The sequence below is a fragment of the Variovorax nivicola genome (assembly GCF_051216475.1).
Taxonomy (GTDB): Bacteria; Pseudomonadota; Gammaproteobacteria; order Burkholderiales; family Burkholderiaceae_C; genus Variovorax.
On record NZ_JBPJZK010000002.1, the window covers coordinates 385,678 to 399,107 of the forward strand.

12 protein-coding genes are annotated in these 13,430 nt (G+C 66.0%); 7 read left to right on the top strand and 5 right to left on the bottom strand.

The features are described 5' to 3' along the window. Positions 1-2 precede the first annotated feature (2 nt). From ACSFBF_RS10400 to ACSFBF_RS10420, 5 genes are read right to left on the bottom strand one after another with little or no spacing between them, the layout of a single operon-like run. Entirely contained in the window at positions 3-821 is an 819-nt protein-coding gene (locus ACSFBF_RS10400; protein WP_435466586.1) for an ABC transporter ATP-binding protein, read from the bottom strand. Beyond that, complete coding sequence (locus tag ACSFBF_RS10405) at positions 818-1,609, bottom strand: alpha/beta fold hydrolase (protein ID WP_435466588.1); 792 nt, start codon at positions 1,607-1,609, stop codon at positions 818-820. The genes ACSFBF_RS10400 and ACSFBF_RS10405 overlap by 4 nt, the downstream gene beginning before the upstream one ends. Beyond that, on the bottom strand, positions 1,606-2,013 hold the full coding sequence (locus ACSFBF_RS10410) for a VOC family protein (protein ID WP_435466590.1): 408 nt from the start codon (positions 2,011-2,013) through the stop codon (positions 1,606-1,608). The genes ACSFBF_RS10405 and ACSFBF_RS10410 overlap by 4 nt, the downstream gene beginning before the upstream one ends. A gap of 4 nt (positions 2,014-2,017) precedes the next feature. Next, entirely contained in the window at positions 2,018-3,619 is a 1,602-nt protein-coding gene (locus tag ACSFBF_RS10415) for an FAD-dependent monooxygenase (RefSeq protein ID WP_435466592.1), read from the bottom strand. Positions 3,620-3,621: 2 nt separating this feature from the next. Then, positions 3,622-4,191, bottom strand: coding sequence for a GAF domain-containing protein (locus tag ACSFBF_RS10420; RefSeq protein ID WP_435466594.1), 570 nt, complete (start codon positions 4,189-4,191; stop codon positions 3,622-3,624). A gap of 74 nt (positions 4,192-4,265) precedes the next feature. Between ACSFBF_RS10420 and ACSFBF_RS10425 the strand changes: the two genes are divergently transcribed. From ACSFBF_RS10425 to ACSFBF_RS10455, 7 genes are all read left to right on the top strand, one after another. Continuing rightward, the gene (locus ACSFBF_RS10425; protein WP_435466596.1) at positions 4,266-5,237 is read left to right on the top strand and encodes a LysR family transcriptional regulator; all 972 of its coding nucleotides are present in this window, start codon (positions 4,266-4,268) and stop codon (positions 5,235-5,237) included. 98 nt (positions 5,238-5,335) lie between these two features. Continuing rightward, positions 5,336-6,547: an MFS transporter gene (locus ACSFBF_RS10430; protein ID WP_435466600.1), complete on the top strand. Its 1,212-nt coding sequence runs from the start codon at positions 5,336-5,338 to the stop codon at positions 6,545-6,547. Positions 6,548-7,104: 557 nt separating this feature from the next. Further along, positions 7,105-9,555 carry an alkaline phosphatase family protein gene (locus tag ACSFBF_RS10435; protein WP_435466602.1) on the top strand — a complete coding sequence of 817 codons (2,451 nt, stop codon included), beginning with the start codon at positions 7,105-7,107 and terminating at the stop codon, positions 9,553-9,555. 161 nt (positions 9,556-9,716) lie between these two features. Then, positions 9,717-11,120 carry a cytochrome-c peroxidase gene (locus ACSFBF_RS10440; RefSeq protein WP_435466604.1) on the top strand — a complete coding sequence of 468 codons (1,404 nt, stop codon included), beginning with the start codon at positions 9,717-9,719 and terminating at the stop codon, positions 11,118-11,120. Then, positions 11,117-11,770, top strand: coding sequence for a hypothetical protein (locus tag ACSFBF_RS10445; protein ID WP_435466606.1), 654 nt, complete (start codon positions 11,117-11,119; stop codon positions 11,768-11,770). Before ACSFBF_RS10440 ends, ACSFBF_RS10445 begins: the two co-directional genes overlap by 4 nt. A 47-nt stretch (positions 11,771-11,817) precedes the next feature. Then, the gene (locus ACSFBF_RS10450; protein ID WP_435466608.1) at positions 11,818-12,489 is read left to right on the top strand and encodes a hypothetical protein; all 672 of its coding nucleotides are present in this window, start codon (positions 11,818-11,820) and stop codon (positions 12,487-12,489) included. A gap of 19 nt (positions 12,490-12,508) precedes the next feature. Next, positions 12,509-13,414, top strand: coding sequence for a 2OG-Fe(II) oxygenase (locus tag ACSFBF_RS10455; RefSeq protein ID WP_435466610.1), 906 nt, complete (start codon positions 12,509-12,511; stop codon positions 13,412-13,414). Positions 13,415-13,430 lie beyond the last annotated feature (16 nt).

Genomic DNA, 13,430 nt, shown 5'->3' on the forward strand with positions numbered 1-13,430 from the left:
TTTCAGTCGAATGAAGCGGCGTGCGAGAAGCGCTCGCGGATCGAGGCGGAGGCCGACGCGAAGGCCGGATGCGACATTGCTTCCATCGTTCGCGGCCGCGGCAGGTCGATGGGCAGCACGCGCTCCAGCGTGCCCGGGCGAGGCGACATCACGAACACCTTGTCGCCCAGGAACACGGCCTCGGGAATGGAGTGCGTGATCAGCACGACAGTCTTGCCGCTCTCCATCCAGATGCGCTGCAGCTCGAGGTTCATGCGCTCGCGCGTCATCGCGTCCAGTGCGCCGAAGGGCTCGTCCATCAACAGGATCTTGGGGTCGTGCAGCAGCGCACGCGCTATCGAGGCGCGCTGCTGCATGCCGCCGCTCAACTGGCGCGGCAGCTTGTGCTCGAAGCCGTCGAGGCGAACCATGTGCAGCAGTTGCATGGCGCGCTCGCGCGCCTTCTTCGTGTCCAGCCCGATCACCTCGGCCGGCAGCATCACGTTCTCGAGCACCGTGCGCCAGGGCAGGAGGATCGAGCTTTGAAACACGACGCCCACGTCGCGCCGCGTGCCCTGGATCGGCTGGCCGTCGAGCATCACGCTGCCGACCTGGTAGTCGAGCAGCCCGGCCAGGATGCGCAGCAGCGTGCTCTTGCCGCAGCCGCTGGGGCCGACGATGGTGACGAAGCTGCCCTGCTGGATGCTGCAGTCGATCTGCTGGAGCGCGAGCACGCCTTCGCTGCCCGTGCCGAAGTGCTTGGAGAGCCCCTCGATCCGGATGTAGTCGGCGCTGCTCTTCGCCTCGGGAGCCGCCTGCAGCAGGGGGAGGGTGGTGTTCATGCCTTGGCTCCTTCGGGCTTCAGGAAGCGGATGAGGTGATGGGCAAGAACCTCCGGCGCCTGCATGGCCGCCACATGCCCGATCGCTGGCAGCAGCACGGCGTCGGCACCGTGGATGCGGCCGGCCATGGCCAGCGTTACCGCAGCCGGCACCACGCGATCGAGTTCGCCGGCCAGCACCAGGGTCGGTGCCACGATGTCCGCCACGCCGTTCTCCAGGGCCGTTGCCACGGTGGCTGTTCGCCGCCGGGAGCGCGCCGACTCGGGCCGGGCATTCGCGAACACGCGCCGCAGTTCGGGCCGCTGCTGCAGATAAGCTTCCGGAAAGAACCAGGTCGCCAATTCGTCGGCCGTGTCGGGCAGTCCGTGGCGCAGTTCGGCCAGGCGGCGTGCCTCCGGGCAGAGTTCTTCATACGGCCGCGGCAGCGGCCAGGTGCTGGCGAGCACCAGGTGGTCGATAGCCCGCGGATACAGCAGCGCCAGGGCCTGCGCCACCCTGCCGCCGAACGACGACCCGAACACGTGCGCACGCTTGAGCCCGAGCGCCTTGATGAACTGGTGTGCGTCGCCGGCCAGGTCCGCCAGCGTCGCCACGCGCTCTGGTCCTTCCGTGTCGCCGCAATCGCGCTGGTCGTACGAGATCACGGTGAAGTGCTTCGACAGGTGCGGCACCAGCGCGGCGAACATTCCGCGCGTTGCTTCCGCGCCGTGCATCAGCACCAGCGCAGGGCCCTGTCCTTCGCGTTCGAAGGCGATGCGCACTTCGCCGGCCTGCACGAAGTCGGTCATGCCGCACCGCCTTCTTCTTGATCCAGCCAGAAGGTCATCTCGATCTTCAGCCCGCGCGGGTCGTTCAGGAACAGCTGGTGGATGTTCCAACCGGGAATCGGCGCCTCGGTGTATGGCACCCCCAGCGCATCGAGGTGCTCGCGCACTTCCTTCAGTCCGCGCGACCGGAACGAGATGTGATCGACGTGGCCCGTGACTGGCTGCCTCGCTGCGTCAGGTGTCGCGAGGTGCGCGTACAGGTGCACGATCGGCTGGCCCTCCGCATAGAGCCAGGCCCCGGGCGCGGGGATCTCCGGGCGCGCCCCGACCTGCAGGCGCATCACGCGTGTGTAGAAGTCGACCAGCGGCGGCAGCTCGTCCGGCGTGCAGCGGATCGTGTAGTGGTGCAGTGCGGTGACGGGCATGGCATCAGTCCAGCAGTCGGGCGAGAACGGCAGACAGTTCGGCCGTCGGGTCCGATGGCGTCCACGGCATGCGGAATGCCACGTGCCCGTCTGGCCGCACGAGGACCGCGCCGCGCAGGCCGAGCAGCAGGCCGTCCTTCTCGTGGCTGTCTTCCAGCTGGTGTGCCTGCACCAGGCGCCCGTTCTTGCCGGACACGGCGCGCGCCGCCTCCATCCACCCGTCTGCCTTGGGGCCTGCGACCAGCACGAACTCGCGATCGAACCAGTCGAGCGTGGTGTGGCGCCGCGCCAGGTCGAGCCAGAGGTGCGGAAAGCGCGCACCCGGCCGGTCGGTGGGTTCGTACCAGCGCGGGCGCATCACGTGCCTGCCCGTGCCGTCGGGAACGACCGCGCCGTCTTCGTAGCAGAAGCCCAGCGACTGCCCGATGCTGTGGATGTGGTTGTCGCTGTCGCGAATCCAGAAGTCGATGCGGTCCTTGTTGCCCGAGCGCAGCGCCTCGTCGCACCGGGTGAAGCGCGTCGCGTTGTGCAGGCTGACGTCGGCATTCGACTCGGCCACGGGGCGGCGCTCCTGCTCGTAGCTGTCCAGCAGGCGCGGGCCGGCGCGTCCCGTGAGCACGAACGCCAGCTTCCACGCGAGGTTGTGCGCGTCCTGGATGCCGGAGTTCATGCCGTAGCCGCCGTTGGGCGGAAAGCGGTGCGCCGAGTCGCCCACCAGCAGCACGCGGCCTTTGCGGAAGCTCGCGGCCACCTGGCGGCTCATGCGCCACACCGATCTGTTGATGACCTTCACATCGAGGTTGGGAACGCCGGAGACCGTGCGGGCGAGGCGCACGACTTCTTCATCGCTGCGCTCGCCGGTGCGCTCGTCCACCTCGCGCCCCACGGGCAATAGATTGAGCCACCGGTCCTTGCCGTTCGTGTTGAGCACGGTGGTGATGGGGTAGGGCGACTCCTTCGCGTAGACGCGCCAGCCCGCGCACGTTTTGGCATCGCGCACATGGGAGAGGTCGGCCTGCCAGAACTCGTTGGCCATCACCGCGAGCGTGGCCGGCCCGCGCATCTCGATGTCGGCCTGCCGGCGCACCGAGCTGGCGGCGCCGTCCGCTGCGATCAGGTATTGGGCCTGCCAGGCGAGCATCTCGCCCGTGTCCAGCTTGCGGCCGCTCACGGCGATGCCGTCGGCGCTTTCTTCGTACTGCACGAACTCATGGCCGAACAGGAACTGGCCAATCTTGCTCTTGCGCGCATGGTCCAGCAGTTCCACCTCGACCGTGTCCTGCGACTGGATGATCTTCCAGCACGGCGAGTGGCCCACGTTGGGCTCGGGGTTGGTGCGGCCCCATTCGTGGCCGGTCATCGATTCGCAGAACGCGAAGAAGTCCGCGCCGTCGGGCAGCGCGTGGCGCTTCATCAGCCCGTCGATGCCCCACTGCCGGAAGATCTCCATCGTGCGCGTGTACGTGCCGCGCGCCTTGGGGTGATCGGTCGTGGTCGGGCTGCGTTCGAGCAGCACGAATTCGATGCCGAAGCGCTGCAGAAGAATGGCCATCGACAGCCCCACTGGGCCGCCTCCGACGATCACGACAGGAATTTTTGTTGGCATGGTCAGCTCTCCATCGGCGAAGTGAAGGACATATCGGTGAAGCGGTACGCGAGCCCGGGCGCGGCCGGCACCCAGCGCGCCGCGGCCAGCGCCAGGAGGCGGATGCCCAGCACTTCGTGCGGCTGCCATTCGGGGCGTGTGCCGAAGACATTGAACGTGGCGTAGCAGACGGTGCCCCGGAGCAGGGGAACGTTGATCACGCTCTGCAGGCCATACGGGCGCATCTGCTCGAAGTCGTCGAAATGCGGTGCCACGGCTTCCGCGCCCTCCGCGACAAACACCCGGCCCTGCACGAAGAGGCATTGCGTCCACGGCGTGAGCGTCTTGCGCTTGGTGCCGCCCACCGGATGGCGCTCGGTCTCGGACGAATACAAGCGGCGCAGCCGGATCTCGCCCGCCGGGTCGTGCGCGGTCGTCACGTTCTGCTGGATGCTGAAGATGCTTTCGCCTGCGATCAGGCTGCGCATGCGGTCCACCTGGCGCAGGGCTGCATCGGCGCTGCGCGCCTCGGCGAGCAAGTCCAGAAGCTCGTTCGTGAGGGCCATGGGCATCGATGCGGTGGCGATGGGCATGAAGAAAGTCTAGGCGCCGTAATTCACCGAAGTGCATTAAATTCTGATGACCCGATAACCTGGGAGTTATGGCCATGCCGACCGCCCGCGACCCCGCCGCCGACCTGCAGCACACACTGCTCTCCCGCCTGAAGTTGCGGCAGCTGTCGCTTCTGCAGGCCATCGACCGCCACCGCACGCTGGGCCGTGTGGCCGCCGAAATGCGGGTGAGCCAGCCGGCCATCACCAAGGCACTGCGCGAGGCGGAAGACATCTTCGGCAGCAGGCTCTTCGAGCGCACCAGCCGCGGCCTCGTGCCCACGCTGGCCGGAGAGGCCGTGCTGCACTACGCGCAGCGCTGGCTCGCGGAGCTGGAGGCCACCACGCGCGTGCTCACCTCACTGGAGGCGGGGCGCAGCGGGCGCCTGCGGCTGGGCCTCACGCAACAGGTGCCGCAACAGCTGCTGTCCGCGGCACTCACTCATCTGCTGGATCGCACCCCGCGCATGGCCGTGATGACGCGCGAAGGTACGACGGACGAGCTCGTCGCCGGCCTCGTTGCGCGCGAGCTCGACTGCGCGATCGGCCGTTCGTACGACGGCGATGCAACGGGGCTGGTGCAGGAGGCGATCTACCAGCAGGAGCCCTGCCTCGTGGTGGCCGCGAAGAGCGTCAAGCGCCTGTCGCGTGGGCCTCTTGATTGGGCGCGACTGGCGCAGCTCGACTGGATCCTGCCGCCGCCGAACACGCCCATGCGCAGGACCTACAACGCGATCTTCGTGGGTGCCGGCGTGCAGCCGCCAGTGCCGATGCTGGAGACCACGTCGATCCGCAGCATGGAGATGGTGCTGCGGACCGAGCCGAACGCGATCGCCATCCTGGCGCGGGACGTGGTGGCCGACATGGAGCGCGCAGGGCACTGGGCGGCGCTGCCCTACAGGTTGAACTGGAACCTGCCGCCGGTGAGCTTCTTCACGCTGAAGGAACTGGAAGGGCATCCGATGGTGCAGTCGCTGAGGGACGTGGTGGGCAAGACCGCGCGGGAGATGCAACGCAGGACGGGGTGAGGAAAGGAGAGGCTCTGCAGACATTCGGCATCGGCGAGACAATTGCCGCGCCTTTGTCCGCCCGGCGGGCGGCGGCACAAATCCGAACCCTTCTGCGCATGTCAATCCCGCCCGCCGCTTCGACCTCTTCCTCCACGCCTTCGTTTTCACTGTGGCGCATCGCCGTACCGGCCTTCGCCCCTTCGCTGTTGTTCGGGTTGGGCGAGGGCGCCATCTTGCCGATCGTGCCGCTGACGGCGCGCGGCCTCGGTGCTTCCGTGCCCATGGCCGCGCTGGTGATCGCGATGATCGGCATCGGCTCGCTGCTCAACAACATCCCGGCCTCGATGATCACCATGCGCTGGGGCGAGCGCTGGGCCATCGTCGCGGCGGGTGTGTGGAGCGGTCTTGGCATGCTCCTGTGCATGCTCACCTCGCATCTCGGCCTGTTCGCCACGGGGTGCTTCATGGTGGGCATGTCGCAAGCGGTCTACAACCTCGCGCGCCAGAGCTACATGACCGAGGCGGTGCCCATCGAATACCGCGCGCGGGCGCTGTCGACGCTGGGCGGCGTCATGCGCATCGGCATGTTCGCCGGGCCTTTTCTCGCGGCCGGGGCGGTGCATGTGTTCGGCCTGTCGGCGGCCTATGTGGTCGGCATCGTGGCGGTGATGGGGGCTGCGGCCATTGGCGCGCGCATTCCCGACCTCGAGGCGCCGCCGCTCCCGACCGGGCAGGCGGCGCCGGCCTCGACGTCCGTTGTCTCGACGCTGCGGGACTACCGTCATGTGTTCCTCACGCTTGGTGTCGGCGTGGTGCTGGTCAGCGCGGTACGCGCTTCGCGCCAAGCCGTGATTCCGCTGTGGGCCGACCACCTGATGCTGGCGCCCTCGGTGGCTTCGCTGATCTACGGTCTGGCCGGTGGCGTCGACATGCTGGTGTTCTACCCGGCGGGCAAGGTGATGGACAGGAAGGGCAGGCGCTGGGTCGCGGTGCCGTCGATGCTGATCATGGGGCTGGCAATGCTGCTGATGCCCCTGACGTCCGGCGTTTTCACGCTGTTGATCGCTTCGCTGGCAATCGGCTTCGGCAACGGTATCGGCTCGGGAATGATCATGACCCTCGGCGCCGACCACTCGCCGCGTCACGGACGCGCGCACTTCCTCGGCATATGGCGCCTGATGTCCGACATCGGCTCCTCGTGCGGCCCGGCGCTGCTGTCTCTTCTGGCGGGTGGCCTGTCCCTTGCCGCGGGAATCGCCGTGACAGGACTGATCGCCTTTGCCGCGGCGGGAACGCTGGCGTATTGGATTCCGCGGCACGGGCACTGAGTTCCAAAAATTCAGCGATGGTCAATTACATGACCGGCCAACTCGCACGTAGACCTGAGGTCTCTAATTTCGCGTCCGCAATCAGGTCGGGGTAGGGCCGTGCCTCAAAGGATTCATTGATTCCGTGAATCTATTGCTGCCGAAAAACGGCGCACTTGACGCAGCAATTTCCGTCCAGGACTCCCCAAGCAGAACTCCATCTCCAATTTCCAGACAGGAAATTCCGGAGGCGAAGCCCTGCGCGAACCGATCTCCATCAGCGGGGTGGCAAGGCTGCAGGCCTGCCTGCAAGCTGCATTACTAATTCTTTTCTAATTAGTTGCTAATCGTCTTCTAATTCTCTGGTCAGCTTGTGGTCAGCGAATTGCGGGAGCAAAGAAATTGCGGGTCAGCAAGTACTCCGTGAATTGGAAATGCATTGCTCCTTTGACACACAAATGTCACCCGTTATTTCTACATTCCTCCTCGATCTGGCGCTTCTTACTGAAAAAGACGATGCCCAGCTGTCCCTTGCCGGTCGGTAAAAACCATCCATAACTCACTGCCCCAGGATATACATGCCCATTCTCAATAAAAAAGCTTTGCTCACGTCATTGACGACGGTTGCGGCTTGCGTGCTCGCCGCTTGCGGGGGAGGAAATGACGGGGGCGGCGGCTTCTTCCCGATCACCACTCCGCCCGCCAGCACTCCCAGCACGACCTTCAGCGGCGTGGTGACCGCCAGCGGCTACGTGCCGGGCAGCACCACGGGCAACCCGACGCTGAAGGCTGGCTACTACCAGAAGGCCACGGTCTTCGTCGATGCCAACGGCAACGGCGTGCTCGACAGCGGCGAAGTCTCGACCGTCACCGACGCCAGCGGCAAGTTCACGCTGACGACCACCCAGACCGGACCGCTGGTGGCCGATATCGGCACCGCCGCGATCAATACCGCGACCGGCGCCGCCGTGGCCAGCCACCTGATCCTGCGCGCCTCGGCCGCCCAGATCGCAGACCAGGGCGCGAGCAAGATCGTCATCAGCCCGCTGTCGAGCGAAGCGCAACGCCTGGTGGAAGCCAACGGCAGCAGCTACGCGGCCGAGAAGGCCAACCTCGTCGCACGCCTGAATGGGCCGGCCTTCAATCTCGGCACGGCCGCGTTCACCGACCCGCTGGCAGACGTCAACACCTTGGCCGGCGCGACCCAGTATGCGGCGCTGTATGAAGACAACCAGCTGACCAACCGCTACACCTACGCGACGACCAAGCTCGACCGCAAGGACCTGTTCCCCGACAACCTGGCCGTCGCGGGCGGCGACCCCCGCCTCGTCGGCCTGTCGAGCGTGACACTCACCAACAGCGATGGCAGCAAGGCCACCCCCACGGTGCCGACGCAAAAGCAGACGCCCATCACCTTCGCGCAGGCGCAGCAGGCGGCCTTCAACGTGGAAGGCGTGCCGGCTTACGACAACATCTTCGTCATCGTCGAGGAAAACAAGTCGACCGACGTGATCCTTGGCAACCCGCGCGCGGCCAACATCAACTACATCCTGAACAACTACAACCAGCTGAAGACGTACTACTCGACCGGCAACCCGTCCGAGCCGAACTACACCGCGCTGGGTGGCGGCGACGACTTCGGCATCACCGACGACAACTGGTTCGGTTGCGGCGCTGTCGCTCCCTACGACATCAAGGACGTCGCATTCGCCGGTGGCACGGCTTCTGACGGCCAGACCATGCCCGCTCAGGGCAAGCTCCCGCCGGCGAACAGCCAGAGCCGCTCCCATTACTCCGCAGCCGACACGACTTGCGGTGATAACCCGACCGGCGGCACCGTGCACAACATCCCGGGCAGCAACCTGTTCACGGCGATGTCCAAGGCGGGCCTGACCATCCGCACCTACAGCGAGTCGATGAACCCCGGCCAGGACGTGCGCGCCGACAGCATCCTCGACAATGTCGTTACCGCCACCTACGACTCGAGCAAGCTCAAGGGCGCCACCAACCTCGACGGCTCCGCCCCGGCCACCCTCGTCGGCTCCCCCAACTTCCCCGCGCAAGGTGGCCTCTACAAGGTCAAGCACGGCCCGTCGATCGCCTTCCAGGGCGCCCGCAGCCTGCCCGATTTCGTGGCCAACAACCGCACCATCTTCGGCACGCAGTACCAGGAAGCGGACTGGCTCAAGTCATCGATCTTCCCGGTTCCTGGCGGCTGGATCTACGACCAGTTCGGCAAGGACCTGGACACGGGCGATGTGGGCAACATCAACTTCATCGTTCCGGACCAGTGCGACGACATGCACGGTGTCGGCTCCGACACGAGCTGCGCGAACACCAACAACGACGGCCAGGCCGCCGGCACCGTGCGCGCCGACATCTATCTGGGCATGGTGGTCAACAAGATCCGGAGTTCGGCGCTGTGGAAGAACCCGCACAAGCGCGTCGCGATCGTCGTGATGTACGACGAAGGTGAAGGCGGCAACAACGGCTCCTGCTGCGGCTGGAACGCGGGCGGCCCAGCTTCCGGCGCCGCGCCGGTGACCGTGGACGCGAACGGCAAGGCGACGGCCACCACCCCTCCGAGCGGCTACGCCGGAGGCAACTTCGGTCACGGCAACTCGATCTTCGGCATCATGTCCAACCAGCAAGACTTGGGCACGGCGAAGAAGCAGGTTGCAGACAGCGATGCCTACAGCCACTTCGCGTTCCTGCGCACGCTGCAGGACATGTTCCAGATTGCCGACCCGGCTGTGGATGCGTCGTACCTGAACCGCACCAAATACACGGAAGCGTTCATCACGGCCAACATCCTTGCGCTGCCGGAATACCAAAGCAGCGCGGACACGCACTTCGACTCCGTGCGACCGATCAACCATGCCTACGTGATCCCGGCCAACTACACCCAGAAGCTGTACGCGAATGACATCGTCGGCGTGCAGGACGCCGCTACGGGCAAGCTGGAAGGTCAGATCACCCCGCAAGTCGGTCCCGACGCGAGCCAGAACAACGTCTGGGCGACCAAGTAAGCCGAAGGCCGCTCCCCCCAGGGGTGCGGTGTTCCAGGCGGAATCCTTTGCGGGGCCGCCTGGAACAGCTTTTTTCTGGCCTTCGAGCTCGCGCAAGGCGAACTCACCCAAGGCGACATGGCAGCTCTTGCGAGATGCAACGGTGAATGATGAATCTGGTAATGGACAAGACGGTCCCGCTGGTCATGGCGCTCTCGGTAGCGCTATTGGCTTTAGCGGCTTGCGATGGCAAGAGCGCGGCAACGACGGCAAGCAGCGCCACTGGCCCGCGCAAGCCGCCCCTGAGCCTGGGCGCGCAGGTCGGGCAGTTGGCCTTCTTCGACAAGAATCTGTCGAGCGGCAAGAACATGTCGTGTGCGAGCTGCCATGACCCGCAATACGCTTACGGTCCACCGAACAGCATCTCGGTGCAACTGGGCTCCGACATCACGCAGACCGGCGCGCGCGCCGTGCCCTCCTTGCGCTATAGGGCATCGACGCCGGCCTACAGCGACGACGCGCCGAACCCTGACGGCGTGACCACCAATTCGCCCGGTGGCGGTCTCATGTGGGACGGCCGCGCGGCGACGCTGGCGATACAGGCCGGGATGCCGCTGCTCAATCCGGTCGAGATGAACAACACCTCGAAGGAGGCGGTCGTGAAGGTGGTTCAGAACAGCACCTATGCAGGCTTGTTCAAACAGGCTTTCGGTGCCGATGTGTTCAGCAACACCGACAAGGCTTTCGACGCCCTCGGCACCGCTATCCAGGCGCTGGAGACGGAAGACCTGAGCTTTCACCCGTACAGCAGCAAGTACGACCTCTATGTCTTCAACAAGATCGGCGGCACGCTGACGCCGGCCGAACGGCGCGGCGAGGTTCTGTTTCACAGCACCGGCGTCACCAATTGCTCGGGCTGCCACTACACGGGCGCCAACTTCAATGGCAGCACCGGCCTGATGACCGACTTCACCTACCAGACCCTGGGTGCGCCGCGCAATGACAGGTCGATCCCGAACAATCCGGACCCGATTTCGGCCAACGACGACCCGAAATATTTCGACATGGGACTGTGCGGTCCCTTCCGCACCGACCACATGCCTGCCACGCCGAACACGGCAAACCCGTACTGCGGCATGTTCAAGGTGCCGGTGCTGCGCAACGTGGCGACGCGGGGCGCTTTCTTCCACAACGGCGTGCTCCACTCGCTGGAGCAGGTCGTCAACTTCTACAACACGCGCGACACCAACCCGGAGTACTGGTACCCCGCCAACAACGACGGCACCGGTGCGCCGCAGGCCAACCCGGGCTGGGCGCTGCAACCCACCCATGTGCCGGGCGCGACGGTCAACAAGTACAACGACCTGCCGGCCTCGCAGCAGGGCAGCATCGACGAGGAAGTTCCGATGGGCACCGGCGAGGGCGGCGAGAAGACGCTTGCCAGCGGCACGCGGCCGCGCGCGCCTGGCTCCCCACCGGTGATGACCCCGCAGCAGATCGCCGACCTGGTCTGCTTCCTGGGTGCGCTGAGCGACGGCTACCAGCCTTCCTCTGCGCCACCGACCACCGGCAGGTGCGTGAAGTGAAGACGAACACAACCTCGGTTCTTGCCCAACGCATCGGCGGCGCCGCGTCCCTGCTGGTGCTGCTGGCCTCGCTGGCCTTGCTCGCCGGCTGCGACAACGAACAGGCGCGCTTTCCGGATCGCGACAACTTCACGGCGACGGTCAACGACTATCTCGCGCAGCGCGGGCACGTGTGCCTGGCCAAATACGCCTGGCCGATCACGGTGCCGGCCGGATCGCACGAACCCGATGCGCAGCAGATGCCGGTGCTCGAGAAGCTGGGCCTGGTGACCGGCAAGGATGTCGCCATCACCGTGCCGGCCCGCGAATACGCGCTGACCGATGCGGGGCGCAAGTACTACCTGCAGGTGCCCGTGGTGATACGCACCACGACGCAGACGGTCACGCACCCGGCCGACTTCTGCGCGGCCACCCTGAGCCTGGATCGCCTGATCGGCTGGGACCCGCCGCAAACACGCGATGGCCGCACCGCGACCTCGTTGCTCTTCACCTACCGCATCGCGCCCGATCCCTGGGCAACCGCGCCCGAAGTGCAGCAGGTCTTCCCGTTGCTGGCGCGCGCCATCCAGCGCGAAGGAACGATGCAGGTGCGCCTTGGCGTTCACCTCACGCGGCGCGGCTGGGTCGCGGACGAACTGGATGCGCACTAGGTCCGCGATCGCCATGCACTGCTACCCGTAAATCAACCAGAAACCTCATGAATCTCCGCTCTATCAGCCCGAGCCGGCACACCCGGACTTCGATCAAGACCCTGACAGGCATCGCCATCGTCTGCGCGCTGGCCGCATGCAGCGCCAGCCACGATGCCAAGGCACCCACCGCCGAGAATCTCGCGGCCGCACTGGATGACCACCTGGCCCAGCGCGGCGACATCTGCCTTTCAATGTTCGACTGGCCGATCGACCTGACCGAAGCCGAGGCCGGCTCCGGTGCACGCCACGCCATCCAGTTTCCGGTGATGGAACAACTGGGCCTGGTGCACAGCACCATCGTCTCCGTACCGAAGAGCAGCGAGAACCCGGACGGCGCGGTCAAACGATTCGAGCTGACCGACGCTGGCCGCAAGTTCTACAAGCCGCATCCGTACGCAAACCATGGAACCGAGCACGCCAACGACTTCTGTGTGGCGCATCTCAAGCGCGAGAAGATCGTCGACGTCAAGGTCGACGCATCCGACGCAAACCATCCGCTGGCGGTGGTGAGCTACACCTACCAGATCGACACGGCGCCGTGGATGCAGAACGCCGACGCGCAGCGCGTGTTCCCGATGATCACGCGCGTCACGAATGGCGCGGGCGGGCAGCTGCAACTGCGCCAGGGCTTCACGCTCGGCGACAAGGGCTGGGTCGCCCGGATGGGGCCGGTTTGACTCGCATCTGTGATGCCTCATGAGCACCGTCGTCCGCTTCTCGCCTGATCTGGGCCGCTGGCTCACGCACAACCTCAATGCCGGCCAGGCGCCACACGCGCTGGTGGCCACGATGCTCAAGCAAGGCATGAACGAGCGCGCGGCGCAGGCCATCGTTGCGGCCTACGTCGATGCGCGCCAGCGTGGCGCAGCGATGCCGGCCGACGCCATCGAACTGCCGGACGAGGCTCCATCCAAGCCCGTGGCGCGACTCGCGCCGGGCACGCGGATCTCGGCGGCCGACCGCGAGATCGTCGTGCACTCGCGAGGCGAAGACCCGGTCTTTGCCGCGCTTGGCAACGTCGTGGACGCCGACGAATGCAAGGGCATCATCGAAATGGCGCGCCCGCGCCTGAAGCCGTCTACGCTCGTCGATCCAACCAGCGGCCGCGATGTGGTGAGCGACAAGCGCGCCAGCTGGGGCATGTTCTTCCGCCTGGGCGAGAACGATCTGGTCGCCCGTCTCGATCGGCGCCTGTCGGCGCTGATGAACCTTCCGCTGGAAAACGGCGAGGGGCTGCAGGTGCTGTACTACCCGACCGGCGCAGGCAGCGAGCCTCACTATGACTATCTGGCCCCCACCAACGCCGCCAACCGTGAATCCATCGCGCGAAGCGGCCAGCGCGTGAGTACTCTGGTGACCTATCTCAACGACGTGGCGGACGGTGGCCAGACCGTCTTTCCGCAGCTTGGCCTGGCGGTTTCGCCGATTCGCGGCAATGCCTGCTACTTCGAGTACGGCGATGAAAACGGCCGCGTCGACACGCGCTCCCTGCACGCCAGCGCGACCGTGACCCGGGGCGAGAAGTGGGTCATGACCAAGTGGATGCGCGAGCGCCGCTTCGTGGCCGCCGGCGAAGTGGCGCGGCCCTTCGCGGGGCTTTGAAGATCATCTTCGTGCC